Annotated in this window: 18 protein-coding genes; 11 read left to right on the top strand and 7 right to left on the bottom strand. The window is 71.1% G+C overall.

Features of this window, described 5'->3' with window-relative positions:
• Positions 1-404: 404 nt before the first annotated feature.
• Together ABZU25_RS28405 and ABZU25_RS28410 are read left to right on the top strand one after the other, a co-directional pair.
• Entirely contained in the window at positions 405-746 is a 342-nt protein-coding gene (locus tag ABZU25_RS28405) for a hypothetical protein (RefSeq protein ID WP_355032426.1), read from the top strand.
• Positions 743-1,402: a nucleotidyl transferase AbiEii/AbiGii toxin family protein gene (locus ABZU25_RS28410; RefSeq protein WP_355032427.1), complete on the top strand. Its 660-nt coding sequence runs from the start codon at positions 743-745 to the stop codon at positions 1,400-1,402. The genes ABZU25_RS28405 and ABZU25_RS28410 overlap by 4 nt, the downstream gene beginning before the upstream one ends.
• A 232-nt stretch (positions 1,403-1,634) precedes the next feature.
• Here the strand turns inward: ABZU25_RS28410 and ABZU25_RS28415 are convergent, their stop codons facing one another.
• On the bottom strand, positions 1,635-2,537 hold the full coding sequence (locus tag ABZU25_RS28415) for an SDR family oxidoreductase (protein ID WP_355032428.1): 903 nt from the start codon (positions 2,535-2,537) through the stop codon (positions 1,635-1,637).
• A gap of 178 nt (positions 2,538-2,715) precedes the next feature.
• Here ABZU25_RS28415 and ABZU25_RS28420 point away from each other — a divergent pair, with 178 nt between their 5' ends.
• Positions 2,716-4,509, top strand: coding sequence for a 5'-nucleotidase C-terminal domain-containing protein (locus ABZU25_RS28420; protein ID WP_355032429.1), 1,794 nt, complete (start codon positions 2,716-2,718; stop codon positions 4,507-4,509).
• Positions 4,510-4,563: 54 nt separating this feature from the next.
• Here ABZU25_RS28420 and ABZU25_RS28425 read toward each other — a convergent pair whose 3' ends face one another.
• A complete protein-coding gene (locus ABZU25_RS28425) occupies positions 4,564-4,737 on the bottom strand; it encodes a hypothetical protein (RefSeq protein ID WP_355032430.1) in 174 nt (57 codons plus the stop codon).
• An 82-nt stretch (positions 4,738-4,819) separates the two neighbouring features.
• Positions 4,820-5,980, bottom strand: a complete 1,161-nt coding sequence (locus tag ABZU25_RS28430; protein ID WP_355032431.1) for a geranylgeranyl reductase family protein — start codon at positions 5,978-5,980, stop codon at positions 4,820-4,822.
• A 287-nt stretch (positions 5,981-6,267) separates the two neighbouring features.
• Between ABZU25_RS28430 and ABZU25_RS28435 the strand changes: the two genes are divergently transcribed.
• Positions 6,268-6,504 (top strand): hypothetical protein, encoded by a 237-nt coding sequence (locus tag ABZU25_RS28435; RefSeq protein ID WP_355032432.1) that lies wholly within the window; start codon positions 6,268-6,270, stop codon positions 6,502-6,504.
• A gap of 85 nt (positions 6,505-6,589) precedes the next feature.
• Complete coding sequence (locus ABZU25_RS28440) at positions 6,590-8,029, top strand: MFS transporter (protein WP_355032433.1); 1,440 nt, start codon at positions 6,590-6,592, stop codon at positions 8,027-8,029.
• Between the two features lie 79 nt (positions 8,030-8,108).
• Here the strand turns inward: ABZU25_RS28440 and ABZU25_RS28445 are convergent, their stop codons facing one another.
• A complete protein-coding gene (locus ABZU25_RS28445) occupies positions 8,109-8,672 on the bottom strand; it encodes a hypothetical protein (RefSeq protein ID WP_355032434.1) in 564 nt (187 codons plus the stop codon).
• A gap of 652 nt (positions 8,673-9,324) precedes the next feature.
• On the bottom strand, positions 9,325-9,708 hold the full coding sequence (locus ABZU25_RS28450) for a WhiB family transcriptional regulator (RefSeq protein ID WP_355032435.1): 384 nt from the start codon (positions 9,706-9,708) through the stop codon (positions 9,325-9,327).
• Positions 9,709-9,961: 253 nt separating this feature from the next.
• On the opposite strand from ABZU25_RS28450, the gene ABZU25_RS28455 reads away from it, so the two are divergent.
• A complete protein-coding gene (locus ABZU25_RS28455) occupies positions 9,962-10,780 on the top strand; it encodes a response regulator transcription factor (RefSeq protein ID WP_355032436.1) in 819 nt (272 codons plus the stop codon).
• A gap of 12 nt (positions 10,781-10,792) precedes the next feature.
• Here ABZU25_RS28455 and ABZU25_RS28460 read toward each other — a convergent pair whose 3' ends face one another.
• Positions 10,793-11,212, bottom strand: a complete 420-nt coding sequence (locus ABZU25_RS28460; RefSeq protein WP_355032437.1) for a DUF5319 domain-containing protein — start codon at positions 11,210-11,212, stop codon at positions 10,793-10,795.
• A 186-nt stretch (positions 11,213-11,398) separates the two neighbouring features.
• On the opposite strand from ABZU25_RS28460, the gene guaB reads away from it, so the two are divergent.
• From guaB to ABZU25_RS28480, 4 genes are all read left to right on the top strand, one after another.
• Complete coding sequence (gene guaB / locus ABZU25_RS28465; protein WP_355032438.1) at positions 11,399-12,961, top strand: IMP dehydrogenase; 1,563 nt, start codon at positions 11,399-11,401, stop codon at positions 12,959-12,961.
• A gap of 30 nt (positions 12,962-12,991) precedes the next feature.
• Positions 12,992-14,110, top strand: a complete 1,119-nt coding sequence (locus tag ABZU25_RS28470) for a GuaB3 family IMP dehydrogenase-related protein (RefSeq protein WP_355032439.1) — start codon at positions 12,992-12,994, stop codon at positions 14,108-14,110.
• A gap of 156 nt (positions 14,111-14,266) precedes the next feature.
• Positions 14,267-15,682: a M1 family metallopeptidase gene (locus ABZU25_RS28475; protein WP_355032440.1), complete on the top strand. Its 1,416-nt coding sequence runs from the start codon at positions 14,267-14,269 to the stop codon at positions 15,680-15,682.
• Positions 15,683-15,793: 111 nt separating this feature from the next.
• Entirely contained in the window at positions 15,794-17,248 is a 1,455-nt protein-coding gene (locus ABZU25_RS28480; protein WP_355032441.1) for a M1 family metallopeptidase, read from the top strand.
• 171 nt (positions 17,249-17,419) lie between these two features.
• On the opposite strand, the gene ABZU25_RS28485 is transcribed toward ABZU25_RS28480, so the two are convergent.
• The gene (locus ABZU25_RS28485; protein ID WP_355032442.1) at positions 17,420-18,538 is read right to left on the bottom strand and encodes an LCP family protein; all 1,119 of its coding nucleotides are present in this window, start codon (positions 18,536-18,538) and stop codon (positions 17,420-17,422) included.
• Positions 18,539-18,683: 145 nt separating this feature from the next.
• Between ABZU25_RS28485 and ABZU25_RS28490 the strand changes: the two genes are divergently transcribed.
• On the top strand, positions 18,684-20,378 hold the full coding sequence (locus tag ABZU25_RS28490) for a GMC family oxidoreductase (RefSeq protein ID WP_355032443.1): 1,695 nt from the start codon (positions 18,684-18,686) through the stop codon (positions 20,376-20,378).
• Positions 20,379-20,440 lie beyond the last annotated feature (62 nt).

Raw genomic sequence — 20,440 nt, forward strand, 5'->3', positions numbered from 1 at the left:
TGCGCCAGGCCATCCGCTCCGCACATGATCCACTCGACATCATTGATACCGGGGCATCCGGCACGCTCCGACACCCCGACATCAAGAAACCCGAGCGTCGGCGGCCGCACAGACAGGCCAGATCGGGCAAATCTCCATCAACCGGGCGCGGCCCGGTCGGTGGCGCGGTTAGAGAGGAAGGGTGGGATTGACGCCCCAGCGACGGCGGATGGCCACAGACCGCTCAGACCACGCAGCGTCGAGACCAGCGGTCGGCCGGCGGGCACTGTAGAAGTCGCGGCCCGGACCCGCAGCCGCCGAACCGAAGGAGACCAGCCCACCTAAGCGGGACCGCCCCCAGCCTGCGGCAGCGCGCGGGGATCGTCCTGAGCGACACCGCGTCCGCCGGGCGCTACCCTGACACCATGCAGGCCGTCTTCCCCACCCCGACCGACGTGGCCTTCCTGGCGCGTCCGGGTCGCCCTGCCGTGGTGGCGAGAACGCTCGCCGAGCTGGCCGGCCCGACCCGGGGTGTCGTCGAACTGCCCGTGCGGTTGATGTGGAACGCCGAGCGCACTTTCGACCTCGGCGACCCCGACCAACTGCTCTGGATGTACGAGAACGTGCTCCGCGAGACCACCCGGGCCGAGGATCTGCGGGCGCTGATCAACGGGCGGACGTTGCGCCGGGTGTGGCGGCTGCTCAACCTGCCCCGGGGCGTACGGCAGGCGTGGGAGAGCCGGCACCGCGGCCTGCGCGCGGCGTGACCGAGCCTCACCTGCACGAGTTCTACCGGGAGGTGGCCCGGGTGGCGCTGACCGCCGCCGGGCCGTACCGGTTCGTGTTGGGTGGTGGGGTGGCCTGGGCGGCGCACGGGTTGGTCGCCCGCCCGACGGAGGACGTCGACCTCTTCGCGGACGTTGAGGGCGCTGCCGCAGCGGCGTCCACCGGGGTGCGGGTGGCGCTGGAACGCTCCGGTTTCACCGTCACCGACGCGGACCCGGACAGTGAGCTGGCCGAGCTGTTCGACGGGTACGGCCAGGACATGAAGGACTTCGTGGTGAGCCGGGACGGGCGGCAGATCCGGCTCAGCCTCGCCCGGTTGGACCGTCAGCAGAGCCCGGTGGTGATGGACCTCGGCCCGGTCATGGACGTGCGTGACCTGGTGGCCAACAAGATCGCGGCGTTGGTGAACCGGCGGGAGGTCCGTGACTTCATCGACGTGGCGGCGGCGCTGGAGCACTACGACGTGACCGAGCTGTTGGTGCTGGCACGGCAGGTCGATCCCGCGCTGGATCCGGCGGACGTGCGGGCCGCCGGCCGTTACCTGGATCGGCTGTCCGAGCAGCGCTTCGGTCGTTACGGCCTGAGCGCAGCCGACATCACCCAGGTCCGCCGACGCTTCGCCGCATGGCCGCGCTGAAGCGGCCGCCCAACGAGACGCGGGACCAGCGCAGCGCCGCGCGCCGGAGCACGCGGCACCGGATCGAGCCGCCCAACGAGACGCCGGGCCAGCGCGGCGCCGGGCGCCGGGCGACGCGACGCCGAATCGAGCCGCGCAACGAGACGCCGGACCAGCGCAGCGCCGCGCGCCGGAGCACGCGGCACCGGATCGAGCCGCGTCGGGGCGGGCAGCCGACCGCCCCGACGGTGGATCACTTGGTCGGTCGACCGCCCGTGACGCCCAGGATCTCGCCGGTGACGTAGCTGGACTCCTGCGACGCGAAGAAGACGTACGCCGGGGCCAGCTCGGCCGGCTGGCCGGGGCGCCCCTCCGGGGTGTCGGTGCCGAACTGCTTCACCTTCTCCTCGGGCATCGTGGACGGGATCAGTGGCGTCCAGACCGGGCCGGGTGCGACCGCGTTGACCCGGATGCCCTGCTCGGCCAGGTCGGCGGCGAGGGCCTTTGTGAAGTTGGCGATCCCCGCCTTCGTGGTGGCGTAGTCCAGCAGCTGCGGTGACGGGTCGAACGCCTGGATCGACGCCGTGTTGATGATCGCCGACCCCTCGGCCAGGTGCGGGATGGCGGCCTTGCAGAGCCAGAACAAGGCGTACAGGTTGGTCTTGAGCACCCTGTCGAACTGCTCGGTGCTGATCCCGAGGATCCCCTTGTCCTGCGACATCTGGTATGCCGCGTTGTTCACCAGGATGTCGATGCCGCCCAGGTCGCGGACCGTCCGATCGACCAACTCCTGGCAGTGCGCCTCGTCGGTGATGTCGCCGCGTACCGCGATGCCTCGCCGGCCGGCGTCCTCGACCAGCCGGATGGTCTCCCGGGCGTCGGCGTCCTCCTCCTCGCTCAGGTACGAGATGAGCACGTCGGCGCCCTCCCGGGCGTAGGCGATCGCGATCGCCCGGCCGATCCCCGAGTCACCACCGGTGATCAGCGCCCGCTTGCCGTCGAGCTTGCCACTGCCCCGGTACGAAGCTTCCCCGTGGTCGGGCTTCGGGCTCATGTCCCCGGTCGAGCCGGGCGGCGACTGCTGCTGAGCGGGCTGGCCCGACTGCTGGCCGTACTGGTTGGTCGGGTCCTGCCGGGCGTGCTGGTCCTCACTCACCGAGATCTCCTCGCGCCGCGCGGGTCTCGCCCGCGAATGTCCTCCCGAACCGCCCTACCCGCTGTGGCCTGCGGAAACTGCAGTAGCGCTCGGGGCTGGCGTGGCGGGAGTGACGGCTGCTGGTTATGGTGCGCGAGGCGCTCACGAGGCGCGTCCACCCCCCATGGAAAGGCACGTCATGACCTCTCCCTCCGGCCCGTCGCGCCGCCAGGTGCTCGTCGCCGCGGCGGCGGCGGCGACCGCCCCGCTGATCGCCGCCGCGCCCGCGCAGGCGGCCGGCGCGGCCCGGCCGCGCACCTGGGACCTCACCCTCCTGGGCACGTCGGACACCCACGGCAACGTCTACAACTGGGATTACTACCGAGACGCCGAGTACGACGACAGCAAGCAGAACGACATCGGCGTCGCGAAGCTGGCGACCCTGATCAACCAGATCCGCCGGGAGCGGCGCGGCAGGGCGACGCTGGTGCTCGACGCCGGTGACACGATCCAGGGCACGCCGCTGGCGACGTACTACGCCAAGCAGGAGCCGATCACCGCCACCGGGGAGAAGCACCCGATGGCCCGGGCGATGAACGTCATCGACTACGACGCGGTGACGCTCGGCAACCACGAGTTCAACTACGGCCTGCCGTTGCTGGACCTGTGGATCCGCCAGCTCGGCTTCCCGGCGCTCGCCGCGAACGCGGTCAACACCAGGACCGGCAAGCCCGCCTTCCTGCCGTACGTCATCAAGAAGGTCTCCCTCGGTTTCGCCGCGCCGACCCTGCGCGTCGGCATCCTGGGGCTGACCAACCCCGGCGTGGCCATCTGGGACAGGGGCAACGTCGAGGGCAAGCTGCGCTTCGACGACATGGTCGCGACCGCCGCGAAGTGGGTGCCGATCATGCGGGCCCGCGGCGCGGACCTCGTGCTGATCTCCGCGCACGGCGGTGACAGCGGCACCTCCAGCTACGGCCCGGAGCTGCCGAACGAGAACCCGGTGGCGCTGATCGCCCAGCAGGTGCCGGGGATCGACGCGATCCTCTTCGGTCACGCGCACAACGAGGTGGTCGAGCGGTTCGTCACCAACGAGCGGACCGGCGCGCAGGTGTTGCTCTCCGAGCCGTCGAAGTGGGGCCAGCGGCTCACCCGGATGGACTTCACCCTCGCCCGGGAGCGCGGCCGCTGGACGATCACCAAGAAGGCCGCCACCATGCTGAACACCAACACGGTGGTCGAGGACCCGAAGGTACTCGCCGCCGTGCGGGGCCAGCACCAGAAGACCATCGCGTACGTGAACCAGGTGGTGGCCCAGGCCACCGTCGAGATGTCCACAGTGGAATCCAGGTACAAGGACACCCCCATCCTGGACTTCATCAACCACGTCCAGGCCCAGACCGTCACAGAGGCGCTGGTCGGCACCCAGTACGCCGACCTGCCGGTGCTGTCGCAGGCCTCGCCGTTCAGCCGTACCGCGGTCTTCCCCGCCGGCGACGTCAAGATCCGCGACGTGGCCGGGCTGTACGTGTACGACAACACCCTGGAAGCGGTAGTGCTCAACGGCGCCGAGGTGCGCGCGTACCTGGAGTACTCGGCGAAGTACTTCCGGACCCTCGCCCCGGGCGCCCCGGTCGACCCGGAGCAGATCAGCGACTCACCGGCGGTTCCGGACTACAACTACGACGTGATCTCCGGCCTGGAGTACGACATCGACATCGCCAAGCCGGTGGGCCAGCGGATCACGCGACTGGTGCTGCCCGGCACCGACACCCCCGTCGCGGACGACGCACAGTTCGTGATGGCGGTGAACAACTATCGGCGCAGCGGCGGCGGCAACTTCCCCGGCATCGTGAAGACCCAGGTCTACAACGCGCAGCAGGAGATCCGTCAGTTGCTCATCGACTGGGCGCAGGCCAAGGGGACGATCAACCCGGCCGACTTCTTCCAGCCCAACTGGCGACTGGTACGCGAGGGCGTCCCGGTCTTCTGATCGCAGACCGCAGCCGGGCCGTGGGTGGCGACACCCGCGGCCCGTCCGCGTTTCTCAGCCCTGCACGTTCCAGCGGACCGGGTCCTCGGCCTTCTCCGGCCGGTCCCGCCCGGGATCGGTCTCGGTCAGCTCGACCCGCTCCTCCGGCCGGGCCGCGGGCGGCAACTCCCCGAAGCGCGCGTGCCGCAGGAACGCGTACTCGTCGTCGGTGAACGGCTGCTCGGCCATTGGTGCCTCCTGTCGCTCCCCCGTCATTGTCCGGCGTGCGGGGTGCTGCGTACCAGGGTGACGTCACACCGCGTAAAGCGTCCTAGGATCCTGGGTGAACAATGGTGGGCGGTCGGCGCCGCTCGGGCAGTCGGTCGAGCACCGCGAGAGCCGCCCGGATCGGCCGCCGTCGCAGCAACTCGGCGAAGCTCGCCCGGCCCTGACAGAACTGGACGAACATCCGCCAACCCGGCGGGGTCGCCAACAGCGCGTGGAACACCTCCGGACGCCGGGTGAACACGTCAAGCAGCCGGAACCCCGCCCGCATCTCCGGCACCAGGCGCTCCGCGACCGCCCGCTCGTACCCGGCCAGATCTCCGCTGGCGACCGCCGCACCGGCCAACTCACCCGAGCGCAACGCGAAGCTGATGCCCTCCCGGCTCCACGGCTCCAACAGTCCTGCCGCATCGCCCACGACCAGCACCCGGCCGTTACGCAACGGCGAATCCTCCTCGCGGCACCGGGTCAGGTGACCGGAGTCGTGCTCCGCCGGCAACCCGGTCAGCCCCAACCGGTCGACGAACCGCCGCAGGTAGTCCCGGGTCCCCTCCCCCGCGCCCCGACCGGCGATCACACCGACGGTCAACCGGTCACCCTTGGGAAAGACCCAGGCGTACGAGCCCGGCATCGCGCCCCAGTCCAGCAGCAGCCGACCCCGCCACCGCTCCTGCTCCGCCGGCGGCACCGCGATCTCCACCTCCAGACCCAGGTCCACCTGCCGGTACCGCACCCCCACCTGCCGGGCGGTCACCCCCGACGAACCATCCGCCCCGATCACCGCACGGGCCGCGATCGTCGTACCGTCGGCCAACCGCAGGCGTACCCCCTCGGGGTCCTGCTCGATCCCGCGGACGGCGACCCGCTCGCGCAGCTGCGCGCCGGCGGCGACCGCCGCCGCGCGCAGCCGGTCGTCGAACTCCTCGCGGCGCACCATGGTCACCACCGGGCTGTCGTTGCGGCGGGTGAACTCCCGACGACCGTCCCGGGTGAACGTGACCCGGTCCACCCGGTCCTGCGCCGGCACCTCGATCCGACCGTGGACGGCCGCCAGCGAGGTGCCGATCAGGCCGCCACCGCAGGTCTTGTACCGCGGGTGCGCGGCCCGCTCCACAACCAGGGTGGAGACACCCGCGCGGGCAGCGGCGTAGGCCGCGGACAACCCGGCGGGGCCGGCGCCGACGACAACGAGATCCCAAACGATCACGACAGCAGCCTAGGGGATGGCGAAGGCCCCGCCGAGCTGCGCAACCGCCTGCCGTCGGGGTGATCCTGCGGCCCTGGCGATGCTCGACCAGCCGGAACGACACCTGGAAGCGGCGTGGTGTGGCGGCTCTGAGCCGCCCAGCGCCGTCACGCAGCTGCCGGGTACGCCGACGGCCGTGCTGCCGCACCTGATCCGCACCGCCCGATCGGGTGTGCATCTTCGGCGAGCCAGGGGGTAACCGGCGCACGGCAACCGCCGCACGACGGCGGACGAACGAAGGAGGAACCATGCAGCAGGTGCCACTGTCGGAGGCCGAGCAACGGGTGTACCAGGCGGTCACCACTCTCGAGGCACGCGGACAGGTGCCCTATCCGGACCTGATCGCCGAGGAGTCCGGGCTGACCGCGGAACAGGTGGGGAGCCCCCTGCACCTGCTCACCGAGAAGGGCCTGCTGCACCGCGAGGACTCGCCGATGGCGGGCCTCGACTTCGGTCCCCGGTTCTGCGCCCGCCAGATGGCGTGACCCGCAGAACAAGCCGGGACGATTCGCCCCCCGGTGACCCGGGTAGGGGTCAACAATGCGTGATCAGCGGTCAACGGGGGGCACGATGAGTGCGGCGCAACCGCCGCAGCCGGTGGACGCGGCCGCGAACCGGCGACGCTGGCAGGCCGTCGGCGTCGGGCTGGTCGCCGCGTTCATGACGTTGCTCGACGTCAGCATCGTCAACGTTGCGGTGCCGTCCATCGACCGGGCACTGCACGCCTCGCCGAGCGACCTCCAGTGGATCCTCTCCGGGTACGCGCTCACCTTCGGCCTGGCGCTGGTGCCCGCCGGCCGCTTCGGCGACGCCCGCGGCCGGCGCAACGCGTTCGTCTTCGGCATCGCCCTGTTCACCGTGACCAGTGCGCTCGCCGGCCTCGCCACCTCCCCGACCTGGTTGGTCATCACCCGACTGCTCCAGGGCGCCGCCGCCGGCATCGTCAACCCGCAGGTCATCGGACTGATCCAGCAACTCTTCCGAGGCCCGGAACGGGCCCGCCCATTCGGGCTGCTCGGCGCCACCATCGGTATCTCCACCGCGGTCGGGCCACTGCTCGGCGGGCTGCTCATCGCCGTCGGCGGCGAGGAACACGGGTGGCGGTGGGTCTTCTTCGTCAACGTACCGGTCGGCATCCTCGCGGTGATCCTCGGCTGGCGTCTGCTGCCCGGCCGCCCCGCCGGTCAACCCGGCTGGCGCCAACTCGACCCCGTCGGTGTCCTGCTGCTCGGTGTCGGCGTGGTCCTCGTCCTGCTTCCGCTCGTGCAGGAGCAGCAGTGGCGGACCCCCTGGAAGTGGGCGCTCATCCCGGTCGGTCTCGCGGTGCTGGTCGCCTTCGGGCTCTGGGAGCGGCGATACGAACGCCACCACCAACCACTGTTCGACCTTCGGCTGTTCAGCCTCCAGTCGTACACCCTGGGGTCGCTCATCGCGCTTGTCTACTTCGGCGGCTTCACCGCGATCTTCTTCATCTTCACCCTGTTCCTGCAGATGGGTCTCGGCTACAGCGCGCTCGTCGCGGGCCTGGCCATCACCCCGTTCGCCCTGGGTTCGGCCGCCGCCGCCGTGCTCGGCGGGCGCATCGTCAACCGCATCGGCCGACCACTGGTCGCCATCGGTCTGCTCACCATCGTGGTCGGGCTGGCCGCGACGGTCGTCGCGTTGCGCCTCGCACCGGACGCCCCAGCACCCTGGGTCGCCGCCGGCCCCCTGCTCGTCGCCGGCATCGGCAGCGGGCTGGTGATCGCACCCAACCAGACGATCACCCTCGCCGACGTTCCGGTAACGCAGTCGGGCAGCGGCGCGGGCATGCTCCAGACCGGTCAGCGCATCGGCGCCGCCGCCGGCATCGCCGCCGTCGGCTCGGTGTTCTTTTCATCGCTTGCCGACAGCCGCGGCAACTGGACAACGTCCTTCGAACGGTCGCTCATGCTGGCCACCGGCATCATCGCACTCGCGCTGATCTGCGCGCTGATCGACATCCTCCGCACACGCCACCAGAAGACCTGACAACACCAGGGGTACGCCGCTGGCCGGCACCCCGGGTGGGGTGCCGGCCAGCGGTCGGTGTCGTGCGGTGGTGCCGGTGTCAGCTGTTCCAGTGCTGGCCGACCAGGTCGGTGGCCTGCTGCTCCCACTGGGCGTAGGCATCCGGGTAGGCGGAAACCTGCACGGTCTGCGCGGCCTCGGTCAGCGGCATGTCCTGCCAACCGTCAACCTGGCGCAGGCCCTTGAGGAACGCGGTCGTCGAGTAGGCCGGGTCGGTGATCTGCTCCGGCGAACCCCAACCCGAGCTCGGGCGTTGCTGGAACAGGCCCAGCGAGTCATGATCGTTCATGTCACCCAGGTGACCCAGGTTCTCCAGCTTCGACTCCTGCAGGCTCGTCGCGATCGAGATGACCGCGGCGCGCTCGGGCAGGCCAGCCTTCTTCGTGGCGGCGATGATCGCCTTGGCACTGGCCGTCTGCTCGTCGTTCAGGGTGATCCGGGACTGCTCGCCCTGCGGCTTCGGCGCGGTGCTCTGCACCGCGACAGTGGCGGGCTTGCCCTCGACCGGGGTGCCGGCGTGAGCGGCGATCGGACCGGCGAACACACCACCGGCGAACGCGAGACCAGCAACAGACAACACACTCTTACGCATGATCGTGTTCATGGGGGTAGCTCCTTCGGGGGTAGGAACACCCAACCACCAACCGGGGAGTCGGCGGCACGGGTGAGAGCACCTCGTCCGGCGCTGCACAAACAAGCGGGGGAAGTCTTGGGGGTGGGCAACCGACAAGCCGGGGGCTCGTGGTGCCGGGTCCAGATGTAACGACCGGGGGGCCGGGGTCATTCCGGGGGCGGCCCATCCACCGGCACCCTCGTGGAGACGGTGACCGGGCGGTCGTTCGTGGGGACTGTAACGACCGGGCCGCGGCCCGCATTCCAACCCGGTAGGGCGGGGCGGCGAGCCGGTGGTACTGCGATCGTCAGGGTATGTAACGACCCCGGTCGGGCCATGATTCCGGGCCACGGGTGTAGCCGGTCACAGGTCAGAGACCCGGAGACCGGACAAACCGCCCACCAACGTGGCAAGTTTGCCAAGCGGGCTTGCTCACAACGGGCGAAAACCCCCGGACGGACCGCCAGGCTGGCCCAGGTCACCCGATCCGGGGGCTCGGGCCGTGCCTGGACCAGGCGACCTGGCGTGCAGCCACCTCACGACACGTCGAAACGGGTCGCGGACGGCGCCTCCCGGACCGGTGACGCGAAACCGCGCCCCCGAACCGGGAGCGCGGTTTCGCGAGAGTCGGGGACGTGTGGCGTCAGGCGACGTGGCGTTGGGCCGGGACTGTCGACTTGTGTGGGCGGCCCAGTCGGGCCTCCAGTCGTGCGACGTCGACTCGGGCGTGCCGGCGGTCGGCCAGGTCCTCCCAGCCGACGGCGAGCAGTCGGAGCCGTTCCGACTCGCTGAAACCGCCCCAGACGCCGTAGGGCTCGCGTACCGACAGGGCGTGCGCGGCGCATTCGGCGCGGACCGGGCAGGCGCGGCAGACTGCCTTGGCGGCCGACTCGCGGCGCAGTCGGGAGGAACCTCGCTCGCCGTCGGGGTGGAAGAACTGGGCACTGTCCCGGCCTCGGCAGGCACCGAGTCGCTGCCAGTCCCAGAGATCGACGATGGGTCCGGGCAGTCTACGTACGTTCGACATCAGCACCCCTCCTCCCGCGCGGCTCCGCGAGAATCCATGTGGCCGGCATCCGGGCGGCGGGCCGCGCAGGCGCACCGTTCCCGGCCTGGAACTCCCGGTACCCGGACTGTTGTCGACTCACACGTCTGTGATCGAAAACGTCCTAGAAATTGCGGCTTTTGCCCCAACTGTCGGAAAAGTTCGAAGGATTGCCGGGAACCTCCTCCCCAGCCGACCCCGCCATGGTCTGCTCGTCAGCGGAGAGGAGACCACAGTGCGTACCGTTCTTGTGTGCGTTCGGACACCACTCGCGGCCCAGCACCTTACTTCTGCTGCCGCGCGGCTGGGGTTGTCCGCAATCGTTCGTACCGCCGTCTCCGATCCCGAGGTGATGCTGCGGCTCGCCGAGCGACCGGCTGACGTGGTGCTGGCCGACACGGCCCTCACCCGGCCGGACAGCGCCGGCTTCGTCCGTCGGGTGCTGGCCCGCGCGCCGCAGGCCGCGGTGCTGCTGCTCGGCACCGAAGAGTCCGAGGCCGCGGCGGCCACCATCAGTGCTGGTGCCCGGGGTCTCATCCAGAATGTCGACCACGACCTGACCAGCGCGGTGGCGAAGGCGCTGCTGCTGCTCACCGCCCCCGGACGGGCGTCGCGGCAGCGGATCACCGATCCGGCCCGGGACGCCGCGGCGGTGGGCGGTTCGGGTCGCTCTGGGCCGTCACCGCGTGGCACCGGCGATCCCGGCTGGGCGGCCACGCCCGGCGAGGGGCAGGCGGGTGTGCCGTCGGTGCCGGTACAGCGGGGTGACGACGAGGCCGAGTCGGCGACCGGCGAGTCGTCGGCCGACCAGGCCGATCCGGCCCGGCCCGCCCCGAACGCCCGGCCCAGCCGGGCGTCGATCGGGCTCACCGAGCGCGAGCTTCAGGTGCTGCTCGGCATGGCCGAGGGCAAGAGCAACGCGGAGATCGGCCGGGAGTTGTTCGTGTCGGAGGACACCGTCAAGACGCACGCCCGCCGGTTGTTCCGCAAGCTTGGCGCTCGGGACCGGGCGCACGCGGTGGCGGCAGGCTTCCGGGCCGGCCTGGTCGCCTGAGGCGGGCCGCCGTCACTCGGTGACGGTCGGCGTGCCCGGCTCGTCCTCGGTGCCCTCGGTCAGGGTGTCGTGCACCCCGTCGGCGTACCCCCGGGCGTAGTCCCAGGTCACGTAGTGGTCCGGGTCGGGGTCGTACGCGGGCTCGTGCACCCGGGGCCGACCGGAGTTGAGCAGGTGCCGGAGGTTGCCGCGGAGCAGGTCCCAGTCGAAGTAGTGCGGCTCCCGGCAGTCCTCGCATTCGATCACCAGCCCACGGACCCCGATCGGGGCCAGCAGAGCCTGGTAGATCTCCAGGTCGGCGAGGTCTTCCAGCACATCCTGCCGCTCGACGTCGGTCAGCGGATCCGGCGTCGCGTCATCGCCCGGGTCATCCAGACCGGCGGTCGGATCGGCCGGGTCGCCGTTGAACGGGTCGATGGGCTCGTCGTGCACCCCCTCACCGTAGACCCAACCCGGCGCGAACGTCCGCCCCCCGGCCTCCGCGCCGGGCCGGCCCGCCACGGACGGGTCGCCCAGCTCACTGGGTACGATGAGGCGACGTGCCGGCACCGTGGCGCGCTCCGGTGCCCGCCCGCGCCACCTCGCTGAAGCCCATCCGAGCAGCTCAGGGGAGCAATCGTGGAAAATTCGCCCAGCACCGATCTTCCGGCCGGCGTCGAGCACGCCGACCTGGGCGGCCACCTGCCCGAGCTGCCGGCTGGCTCTGCCCGGGTGGTTCCGCTCGGCCTCACCTTCGACGACGTGCTGTTGCAGCCGGGCGAGTCGGACGTGGTGCCCAGTCGGGTCAACACCCGGACGAAGCTCACCCGCAACATCGAGCTGTCCATTCCGCTGCTGTCCAGCGCGATGGACACGGTGACCGAGGCCCGGATGGCGATCGCCATGGCCCGCCAGGGTGGCATCGGCGTGTTGCACCGCAACCTCTCCCTGGAGGACCAGGCGCTCCAGGTCGACCTGGTCAAGCGGTCCGAGTCCGGCATGATCACCAACCCGGTGACCGCCAGCCCGGACGACACGCTGCGCGAGGTCGACGAGCTGTGCGGGCGCTACCGCATCTCCGGCGTTCCGGTGGTGGACGGCGACGGCCAGCTGGTCGGCATCGTCACCAACCGGGACATGCGGTTCGTCTCGGAGCCGGACACTCCGGTCCGCGAGATCATGACCCACACCCCGCTGGTCACCGCCCGGGTCGGCGTGAGCAAGGACGACGCGCTGGCGCTGCTGCGCCAGCACAAGGTCGAGAAGCTGCCGATCGTCGACGACTCGGGCCGGCTGCGTGGCCTGATCACCGTCAAGGACTTCACAAAGAGCGAGCAGTACCCGGACGCCAGCAAGGACGACGCCGGCCGCCTCCGGGTCGCCGCCGCCATCGGTGTGGGCGAGGACGCGTACAAGCGGGCCCGCGCCCTGGTCGACGCGGGCGTCGACGTGCTGATCGTGGACACCGCGCATGGTCACCAGCGGGCCGTGCTGGACATGGTCCGCCGGCTCAAGGCCGACGTCACTGTCGACATCATGGGCGGCAACGTGGCCACGTACGCCGGCGCGAAGGCGCTTGTCGACGCCGGCGCCGACGGTGTCAAGGTGGGCGTGGGACCGGGCGCGATCTGCACCACCCGGATCGTCGCCGGGGTCGGCGTGCCGCAGGTGACCGCGATCATGGAGGCGGCTCGGGCCGCCCGCCCGGCCGGCGTGCCGGTGATCGGTGACGGTGGCATCCAGTATTCCGGCGACATCGCCAAGGCCCTGGTGGCCGGCGCCGACACGGTGATGCTCGGCAGCCTGCTGGCCGGCTGCGAGGAGAGCCCCGGCGAGCTGATCTTCGTCAACGGCAAGCAGTTCAAGACCTACCGCGGGATGGGGTCGCTCGGCGCGATGCAGTCCCGGGGCCAGGCCAAGTCGTACAGCAAGGACCGCTACTTCCAGCAGGACGTGCTCAGCGACGACAAGCTGGTCCCGGAGGGCGTGGAAGGTCAGGTGCCCTACCGGGGTCCGCTCTCCCGGGTGGCTCACCAGCTGGTCGGCGGGTTGCGACTGGCCATGGGATACGCCGGTGCGGAGAACATCCCCGATCTGCACCGCCGGGGCCAGCTCATCCGGATCACCGCGGCCGGGCTGAAGGAGAGCCACCCGCACGACATCCAGATGACCGTCGAGGCGCCCAACTACCACACCCGCTGACCCAACACCCCCAACCACCTGGAGTCCCCCATGCGTGACGTGGTCGAGATCGGGCTGGGCAAGACCGCGCAGCGCGGCTACCACCTGGACGACATCGCCATCGTGCCGAGCCGCCGCACCCGGGACGTCGATGACGTGTCGACCTCCTGGCAGCTCGACGCGTACCCGTTCGGCATTCCGTGCGTCGGCCACCCCTCCGACGCCACCATGAGCCCGTCGTCGGCGGTGCGGCTCGGTCAGCTCGGCGGTCTCGGCGTGCTCAACGTCGAGGGTCTGTGGACCCGCTACGAGAACCCGACCAAGGTGCTGGACGAGCTGGCCGGCCTCCATGAGGACGCTCGCGCCACCAAGCGGCTCCAGGAGGTGTACGCGGAGCCGATCCGCCCGGACCTGATCGCCGAGCGGGTCCGTGAGCTGCGCGCCGGTGGCGGCACGGTGGCGGTACGGGTCTCTCCGCAGCACACCCTGGCGCTGGCCCCGGTCATCCTGGACGCCGGGGTGGACATCCTGGTCATCCAGGGCACCATCGTCTCGGCCGAGCACGTGTCGACCACCGACGAGCCGTTGAACCTCAAGGAGTTCATCGCCGACCTCGACCTGCCGGTGATCGTCGGCGGCTGCACTGACTACAAGACCGCGCTGCACCTGATGCGCACCGGCGCGGCCGGTGTGATCGTGGGCATCGGTGGCGACGAGTGGTCGACGACCGAGTCGGTGCTGGGCATCCGGGTGCCGATGGCCTCGGCGATCGCCGACGCCGCGGCGGCCCGTCGCGACTATCTGGACGAGACCGGCGGCCGGTACGTGCACCTGATCGCCGACGGTGACATCCAGACGTCGGGCGACATCGCCAAGGCGCTCGGCTGCGGCGCGGACGCGGTGATGCTCGGTGAGCCGCTGTCGCTGTGCGAGGAGGCGCCCGCCGGTGGTGCCTGGTGGCACTCGGCGGCGAGCCACCCGTCGCTGCCCCGGGGCGCGTTCGAGGTGGCCGGTGAGCCGATCGGGTCGATGGAGGAGCTGCTCTTCGGTCCGGCGGACGAGGCCGACGGCCAGCTCAACCTGTTCGGTGGGCTGCGTCGGGCGATGGCCAAGTGCGGTTACCGCGACCTGAAGGAGTTCCAGAAGGTCGGCCTGGTCCTCGACCGCTGACCCTTCCCACAGACGCCGGAGGGCCGGCCCCGCGCGGTGCGGGGTCGGCCCTCGTCGCGTTGCGCCGGAAATCCAGCAAAAGGCCGATACCGGTCGCATGGTCGGCATCGCTGGCTACGCTCGTCCTGACCCGGGGACCCCGCGGGAGGAGTGTGCATGGTCCGGACCGGACGGTCGCCCGCCGGCACCCGGCTGGCCGCCGCGCTGACCTGCGTCGTCGGGCTGGTGTTTGCCGGTTGTACGGGCGAGCACCGTGACGGTTTCCGGCCCGGTGCGGCCGACGCCGGTGACCCGTACGTGCCGGGGCGCGGCAACGGCGGCTACGACGTCACCCACTACGGCCTGGACGTCCGCTACGACCCGTCGACCGACCGGCTGACCGGTCGAGCCGTCATCACCGCCACGGCCACCCAGGACCTGTCCCGGTTCAACCTGGACCTGGTTGGCCTGGACGTGAGCGCTGTCCGGATGGGCGACGCGCGGGCCGACCACCGCCGCGACGACGGCGAGTTGGTGGTGACCCCGCGCCACGGGCTCCCGCGTGGCCAGCAGTTCACTGTGACTGTCGACTACGCGGGCGTGCCCACCGCCGTCGTGGACGGGGCGTTGGGCAGTGGCGGCTTCCTGCACACCGGCGACGGCGCGGTCGCGCTCGGCCAACCCGACTCGGCCGCCACCTGGTTCCCGGTCAACGACCACCCGTCGGACAAGGCCAGCTACGACCTGGCGGTGACCGTCCCGGACGGCCTGGCCGCGTTGAGCAACGGAGTGCCCGGGCCGAAGAGCAGCGCCGACGGCTGGACCACCTGGCGCTGGTCGGAGCGCACCCCGATGGCCAGTTACCTGACCACGCTGGTGATCGGTGACTACCGGGTGGTGACCGGCACGCACGCCGGTCGGCCGATGGTCACCGCGGTGGCGGCGAGCCTGCCACCGGCCGGCGGCGCGGCCAGCTCACTGGCCCGCACCGGTGCGATCGCCGACTTCCTGGCCAGTCGCTTCGGCCCGTACCCGTTCGACTCGTACGGCGGGATCGTGGTCGCCGACGACCGGGTCGGGTACGCGCTGGAAACCCAGTCCCGCCCGGTGTACGGGCCCGCGTTCTTCACCGACGACCGCCCCAACCCGAGCGTCGTCGCGCACGAGCTGGCGCACCAGTGGTTCGGCGACAGCGTGTCGGTGGGCAGGTGGAGCGACATCTGGCTGAACGAGGGCTTCGCCAGCTACGCCGAGTGGCTGTGGGAGGAACACGACGGCGGCCGGACCGCCCAGCGCAACTTCGAGCTTCAGTACGCGGCGACCGACTGGTCGCAGCCGTCGGTCGAGCCGGGCCGGGAGCGGATGTTCGGTACGGCCGTCTACAAGCGCGGGGCGCTGGCCGTGCACGCGTTGCGCCGGACTGTCGGTGACGACACGTTCTTCCGCATCCTGCGGACCTGGACCACCGAGCGGGCGGCGGCCAACGCGACCACCGCGGACCTCGTCGCGCTTGCCGAGCGGGTAGCGGGTCGGCAGCTCCGACCGGTCTTCGACGCCTGGTTGGTGGGTGGCTCAGCGCCCACACTGCCGTGACGGAGCCGTGATGGCCGGTCGATATGCTGCCGCCTGCGAACGACGGGGAGACACCCGCTCGCGCGGGGCGGCGTGAGCCGTCACCGCCACCGTACGGGGGAGGGGTGTGGGATGCGGGTGACGCGACGCAGACTGCGGATGGGCTCGGCTCTGCTGGTGACCGGGGCTCTCGCACTGTCCGGATGCGACTCGACAGGCACGGAGGCCGCCCCGTCGCCGAGCGCGTCCCCCACGGCGTCGCGGACGTTCACCGCGGGCGCGCCGGGGGCCGGCGACGCCTACTTCCCGAGCTACGGCAACGGCGGCTACGACGTCGCACGGTACGTGGTCAAGGTGCGCTACGACCCGGCGAAGGACCAGCTGACCGGTACGACCACCGTGCAGGCCACCGCGACGGCCGACCTGTCGACGTTCAACCTCGACCTCGCCGGCCTGACCGTCACCGCGGTCTCAGTGGACGGTGCGCCGGCAACGCACCGCCGGGAGCGGAACGAGCTGGTGATCAAGCCAACCTCCGGCCTGATCAACGGCAACGGGTTCGTCGCCGAGATCGCCTACGAGGGCGTGCCGAAGCCGCTGAAGAACGAGACCCTCGGTGAGGGTGGTTTCCTGCACACCCCCGACGGTGCCATCGCCCTGGGGCAGCCCGAGTCGGCAAGCACCTGGTTCCCGGTCAACGACCATCCGTCCGACAAGGCGGCGTACGACTTCGAGATCACCGTTCCGGACGGTCTCACCGCGGTCAGCAACGGCGTTCCCGGCGGCAAGGCCAGCACGGCCGGGTGGACGACCTGGAAGTGGTCGGAGAAGTCGCCGATGGCCAGCTACCTGAGCACGCTGGTGATCGGCGAGTTCCGGATCACCACGGCCACGCACCGGGGGAAGCCGGTCTACAGCGCGGTCGCGATCGCGGCAAACGGTTCCGCGGATTCGTCGATCGCCGAGACCACAAAGGTCGCCGACTACCTGGAGACCGTGTTCGGGCCGTACCCGTTCGACGCGTACGGGGGTGTGGTGGTCTCGGACAGCCGGATCTCCTACGCGCTGGAGACGCAGAGCCGCCCTGTCTACTCGGCGAGTTTCTTCGCGAGTGGCGAGAACACCGAGGTGGTCGCCCACGAGCTGGCGCACCAGTGGTTCGGGGACAGCGTCTCCCTGGGCAGGTGGGAGGACATCTGGCTCAACGAGGGCTTCGCGACGTACGCGGAGTGGCTCTGGGCCGAGCACACCAGGAAGTCCACTGCCGAGGAGGCGTTCGACAGCCGGTACGCCAGGGCGTCGGCGAAGGTGTGGAAGACGCCGCCGGGCAAGCCGGGGGCGAAGGAGCTGTTCAGCGAGTCGGTCTACCAGCGTGGTGCGATGACGCTGCACGCCCTGCGGGTGTCCGTCGGCGACAAGGCGTTCTTCGAGATCGTCAAGACCTGGGCGGCGGAGAAGCACAACGGCACCGCCACCACTGCCGAGTTCGTGGCGCTCGCCGAACGCATCTCCGGCAGGCAGCTCGACGCGGTCTTCGACGCCTGGCTCTACGGCACCAGGAAGCCGGCCCTGCCCAAGCGGCTTTAGGGCCTGTTTCATAAGGACTGGCCGGCCTGCGGCCGGCCCGGACGACGACCGGCGGCGTTGCGGTTTCGCCCGGATACGACACCGGTATCCGGACGAAACCGCGCCTTGCCGGATCGCCGCCCGGACTCCGCCTCGGCTCGACCGCCCTTGTGAAACAGGCCCTGACCGCTGTCAGTTCTTGACGACCAGGTTGGGGTGGGCGGCCAGGTAGGCGTCGGCGCGGCCGGCGCGCAGCTCGGTGAGGAATTTCCGGCCGTCGCTGGTGAGCTGCTCGCCGCGGTAGGCACTGCCCTTGCCGACACCGGAACCGGGCAGGCCGACAAGCGTGAAACGGTTCTCCGGCAGCCCACTCAGCGCGTACGCGATGTCGACGATCCGCCGCCCGCCCACGTAGACCAACGTGTCGCCCAGCGCGGCGACCACCTGGTCGACGCGCTCCGGCTGGCGGGCCAGGCCCTCGTCCAGGATCTTGCGGGTCATGGCCCGGATCAGCTGCTGCTGGTGACGCTGCCGGGCGTAGTCACCGCCGGTGATGTAGCGCTGCCGCGCGTAGTCCAACGCCTGCCAACCGTTGAGGTGCTGCTCGCCCTTCTCGTAGACCTGCTGCGGCCCCTTGTAGCCGCCGGGCGCGCTCTCCCGGTACTTGCCGTCCGGTCGGCGGTGCAGCGAGGCGACCCGCTGGTCGACGTAGATGTCCACCCCGCCCAGCGCGTTGACCAGCCGGTCGAACCCGTTGAACGTGAGCACCGCGCCGGCGTCGATGCGCAGCCCGGTGTATCCGCTGACCGTGCTGCGCAGCAGCTCGTACCCCTGGGCGGTGCTTGGTTGTTTGGGTTTGCCCGGCACCCGGCTGCCGAAGCTCATCGCGTGGGTGAGCTTGGTCTTGCCGCCCTTGTAGTCGGCCTTCGGGAACGCCGGGATGTCGACGAGCAGGTCGCGGGGGAGTGAGAAGAGGTACGCCTGACCCAACCCCTTGGGTACGTGCAGCACCAGCACCGCGTCCGCGTGCGGCTCCCATCCGGGCACGCTGACCCTGGTGTCCACACCGACAAGCAGCAGGTTGAGCGGGCCGGTGATGTCCGCGCCCGGCGGTGGGCCGCTGGGGCTCGGGGTGGGCGTCCCGATCGGCGTCGGCGTCGGCGAGCCGGCCACCGGAGCGCCGCCCGGCTTGCTGTCGCCGGTCAGCCGGGTGATCACCACCGCGCCGGCCGCGATCAGCGCGACGGCGGCGAGGGCCGTCAATCCCAGCAGCAACCACCGTCGGCGCGGCGCCATCGACCCGAGGACCATCTTGGATTCCTTCCACCCGTCTGGTGAACAACGCTCCGACGGGTGCTCCGGGTTGCGGCCGGAAGGCGCCGGGTCGGTCGGCCGGAGCATGATCGCGCGAAAACTGCCGCTGGCGCGAGCGCTACTCGCGAGTAATGATGCGTCCATGCGGTACGACGTGGTCGTCATCGGGTCCGGCTTCGGCGGCAGTGTCACAGCGCTCCGGCTGGCCGAGAAGGGCTACTCCGTCGCCGTGCTGGAAGCTGGCCGGCGCTTCGCCGACGACGAGTTCCCGCAGACGTCCTGGCGGGCCCGCCGGTTCCTCTGGGCGCCGAAGCTGGGCTGCTACGGCATTCAGCGGCTCACAGTGCTCCGCCCGGCCGACCGACGTTCCGGCGGGGTGCTTGTGCTGTCCGGCGCCGGGGTGGGTGGCGGTTCGCTGGTCTACGCGAACACCCTCTACGAGCCGCTGCCGGCCTTCTACGCCGACCCGCAGTGGCGGGACATCACCGACTGGCGCGCCGAGCTGGCCCGCCACTTCGACCAGGCGAAACGGATGCTCGGCGTCACCACGTACCCCCTGGACACCGGCGCGGACCGGGCCATGCGGGCGGTGGCCGAGCGGATGGGGGTGGGGCACACCTTCCACGCCACGCCGGTGGGTGTGCACATCGGCCGTCCCGGCCAGCGGGTCGCCGACCCGTACTTCGGTGGCGCCGGCCCGGAGCGCACCGGCTGCCTGCACTGCGGCTCGTGCATGACCGGCTGCCGGCACGGGGCGAAGAACACGCTTGTCAAGAACTACCTCTGGCTGGCCGAACGGCAGGGCGTCACGGTGCGTCCGCTGACCACGGTGACCGCCGTCCGACCGGCGACCGGCGGCGGGTACGAGGTGCGCACCGAGCGCACGGGCGCCTGGTTGCGCAAGCGGCGGCAGGTGATCCACGCCGACCAGGTGGTGTTCGCCGCCGGGGCGCTCGGCACCCAACGGCTGCTGCACGCCATGCGGGCCGACGGCGTGCTACCCGGGCTCTCGCCCCGCCTCGGCGAGCTGACCCGGACCAACTCGGAGGCGATCCTGGGCGCCTCGGTGCCCCGCCAACGGGCCCGGTCCGAACGCCTGGACTACACCGAGGGGGTGGCCATCACCAGCTCGTTCCACCCCGACCCGCAGACCCACGTCGAGCCGGTCCGCTACGGGCGCGGCTCCAACGCGATGGGCCTGCTCCAGTCGCTGCTTGTCGACGGCGGTCCGCACCGGGTGCGGCGCTGGCTGGGCAGCATGGTGCGGCAACCGGTGCTGGCGGCCCAGCTGCTGTCGGTGCGTGGCTGGTCGGAACGGACGGTGATCGCCCTGGTGATGCAGTCGGTGGACAACTCGCTGACCACCCGGTGGCGGCGCGGGGTGTTCGGCCGCCGGCTGGTCACCGGCCCGGGGCACGGCACGCCGAGCCCGACCTGGATCCCCGCCGGGAACACCGCGGCCCGGCTGCTCGCCGAGGAGATCGGTGGCACCGCCGGCGGCTCGCTCACCGAACCGTTCGACATCCCGGTGACCGCGCACATCCTGGGCGGTGCGGTGATCGGGGCCACGCCGGCCGACGGGGTGATCGACCCCTGGCACCGGGTGTACGGGTACCCGGGGCTGCACGTCGTGGACGGCGCGGCGGTCTCGGCCAACCTCGGCGTGAACCCCTCGTTGACGATCACCGCGCAGGCGGAACGGGCGATGTCCTTCTGGCCCAACCGGGGCGAGGAGGACCCCCGCCCGACGCTCGGGTCCCCGTACCGCCGGTTGGCGCCCGTACCCCCGCACCACCCGGCGGTGCCGACGGACGCCCCGGGCGCGTTGCGTCAGTGAACCCGGCCGGGCGCGGCGGGCGAGCCGGTGCCGGGCGCGGTCGTGACTGTCGGTAGGCTTTG

It is taken from the genome of Micromonospora sp. NPDC005215 (assembly GCF_040607915.1).
GTDB lineage: Bacteria > Actinomycetota > Actinomycetes > Mycobacteriales > Micromonosporaceae > Micromonospora.

Excerpts from the sequence above, each read along its gene's own strand:
- ABZU25_RS28405 (WP_355032426.1), top strand. The coding sequence starts at position 405 with ATGCAGGCCGTCTTCCCCACCCCGACCGACGTGGCCTTCCTGGCGCGT.
- ABZU25_RS28420 (WP_355032429.1), top strand. The coding sequence starts at position 2,716 with ATGACCTCTCCCTCCGGCCCGTCGCGCCGCCAGGTGCTCGTCGCCGCG.
- ABZU25_RS28425 (WP_355032430.1), bottom strand. The coding sequence starts at position 4,737 with ATGGCCGAGCAGCCGTTCACCGACGACGAGTACGCGTTCCTGCGGCAC.
- ABZU25_RS28435 (WP_355032432.1), top strand. The coding sequence starts at position 6,268 with ATGCAGCAGGTGCCACTGTCGGAGGCCGAGCAACGGGTGTACCAGGCG.
- ABZU25_RS28440 (WP_355032433.1), top strand. The coding sequence starts at position 6,590 with ATGAGTGCGGCGCAACCGCCGCAGCCGGTGGACGCGGCCGCGAACCGG.
- ABZU25_RS28445 (WP_355032434.1), bottom strand. The coding sequence starts at position 8,672 with ATGAACACGATCATGCGTAAGAGTGTGTTGTCTGTTGCTGGTCTCGCG.
- ABZU25_RS28450 (WP_355032435.1), bottom strand. The coding sequence starts at position 9,708 with ATGTCGAACGTACGTAGACTGCCCGGACCCATCGTCGATCTCTGGGAC.
- ABZU25_RS28470 (WP_355032439.1), top strand. The coding sequence starts at position 12,992 with ATGCGTGACGTGGTCGAGATCGGGCTGGGCAAGACCGCGCAGCGCGGC.
- ABZU25_RS28475 (WP_355032440.1), top strand. The coding sequence starts at position 14,267 with ATGGTCCGGACCGGACGGTCGCCCGCCGGCACCCGGCTGGCCGCCGCG.
- ABZU25_RS28480 (WP_355032441.1), top strand. The coding sequence starts at position 15,794 with ATGCGGGTGACGCGACGCAGACTGCGGATGGGCTCGGCTCTGCTGGTG.
- ABZU25_RS28485 (WP_355032442.1), bottom strand. The coding sequence starts at position 18,538 with ATGGTCCTCGGGTCGATGGCGCCGCGCCGACGGTGGTTGCTGCTGGGA.
- ABZU25_RS28490 (WP_355032443.1), top strand. The coding sequence starts at position 18,684 with ATGCGGTACGACGTGGTCGTCATCGGGTCCGGCTTCGGCGGCAGTGTC.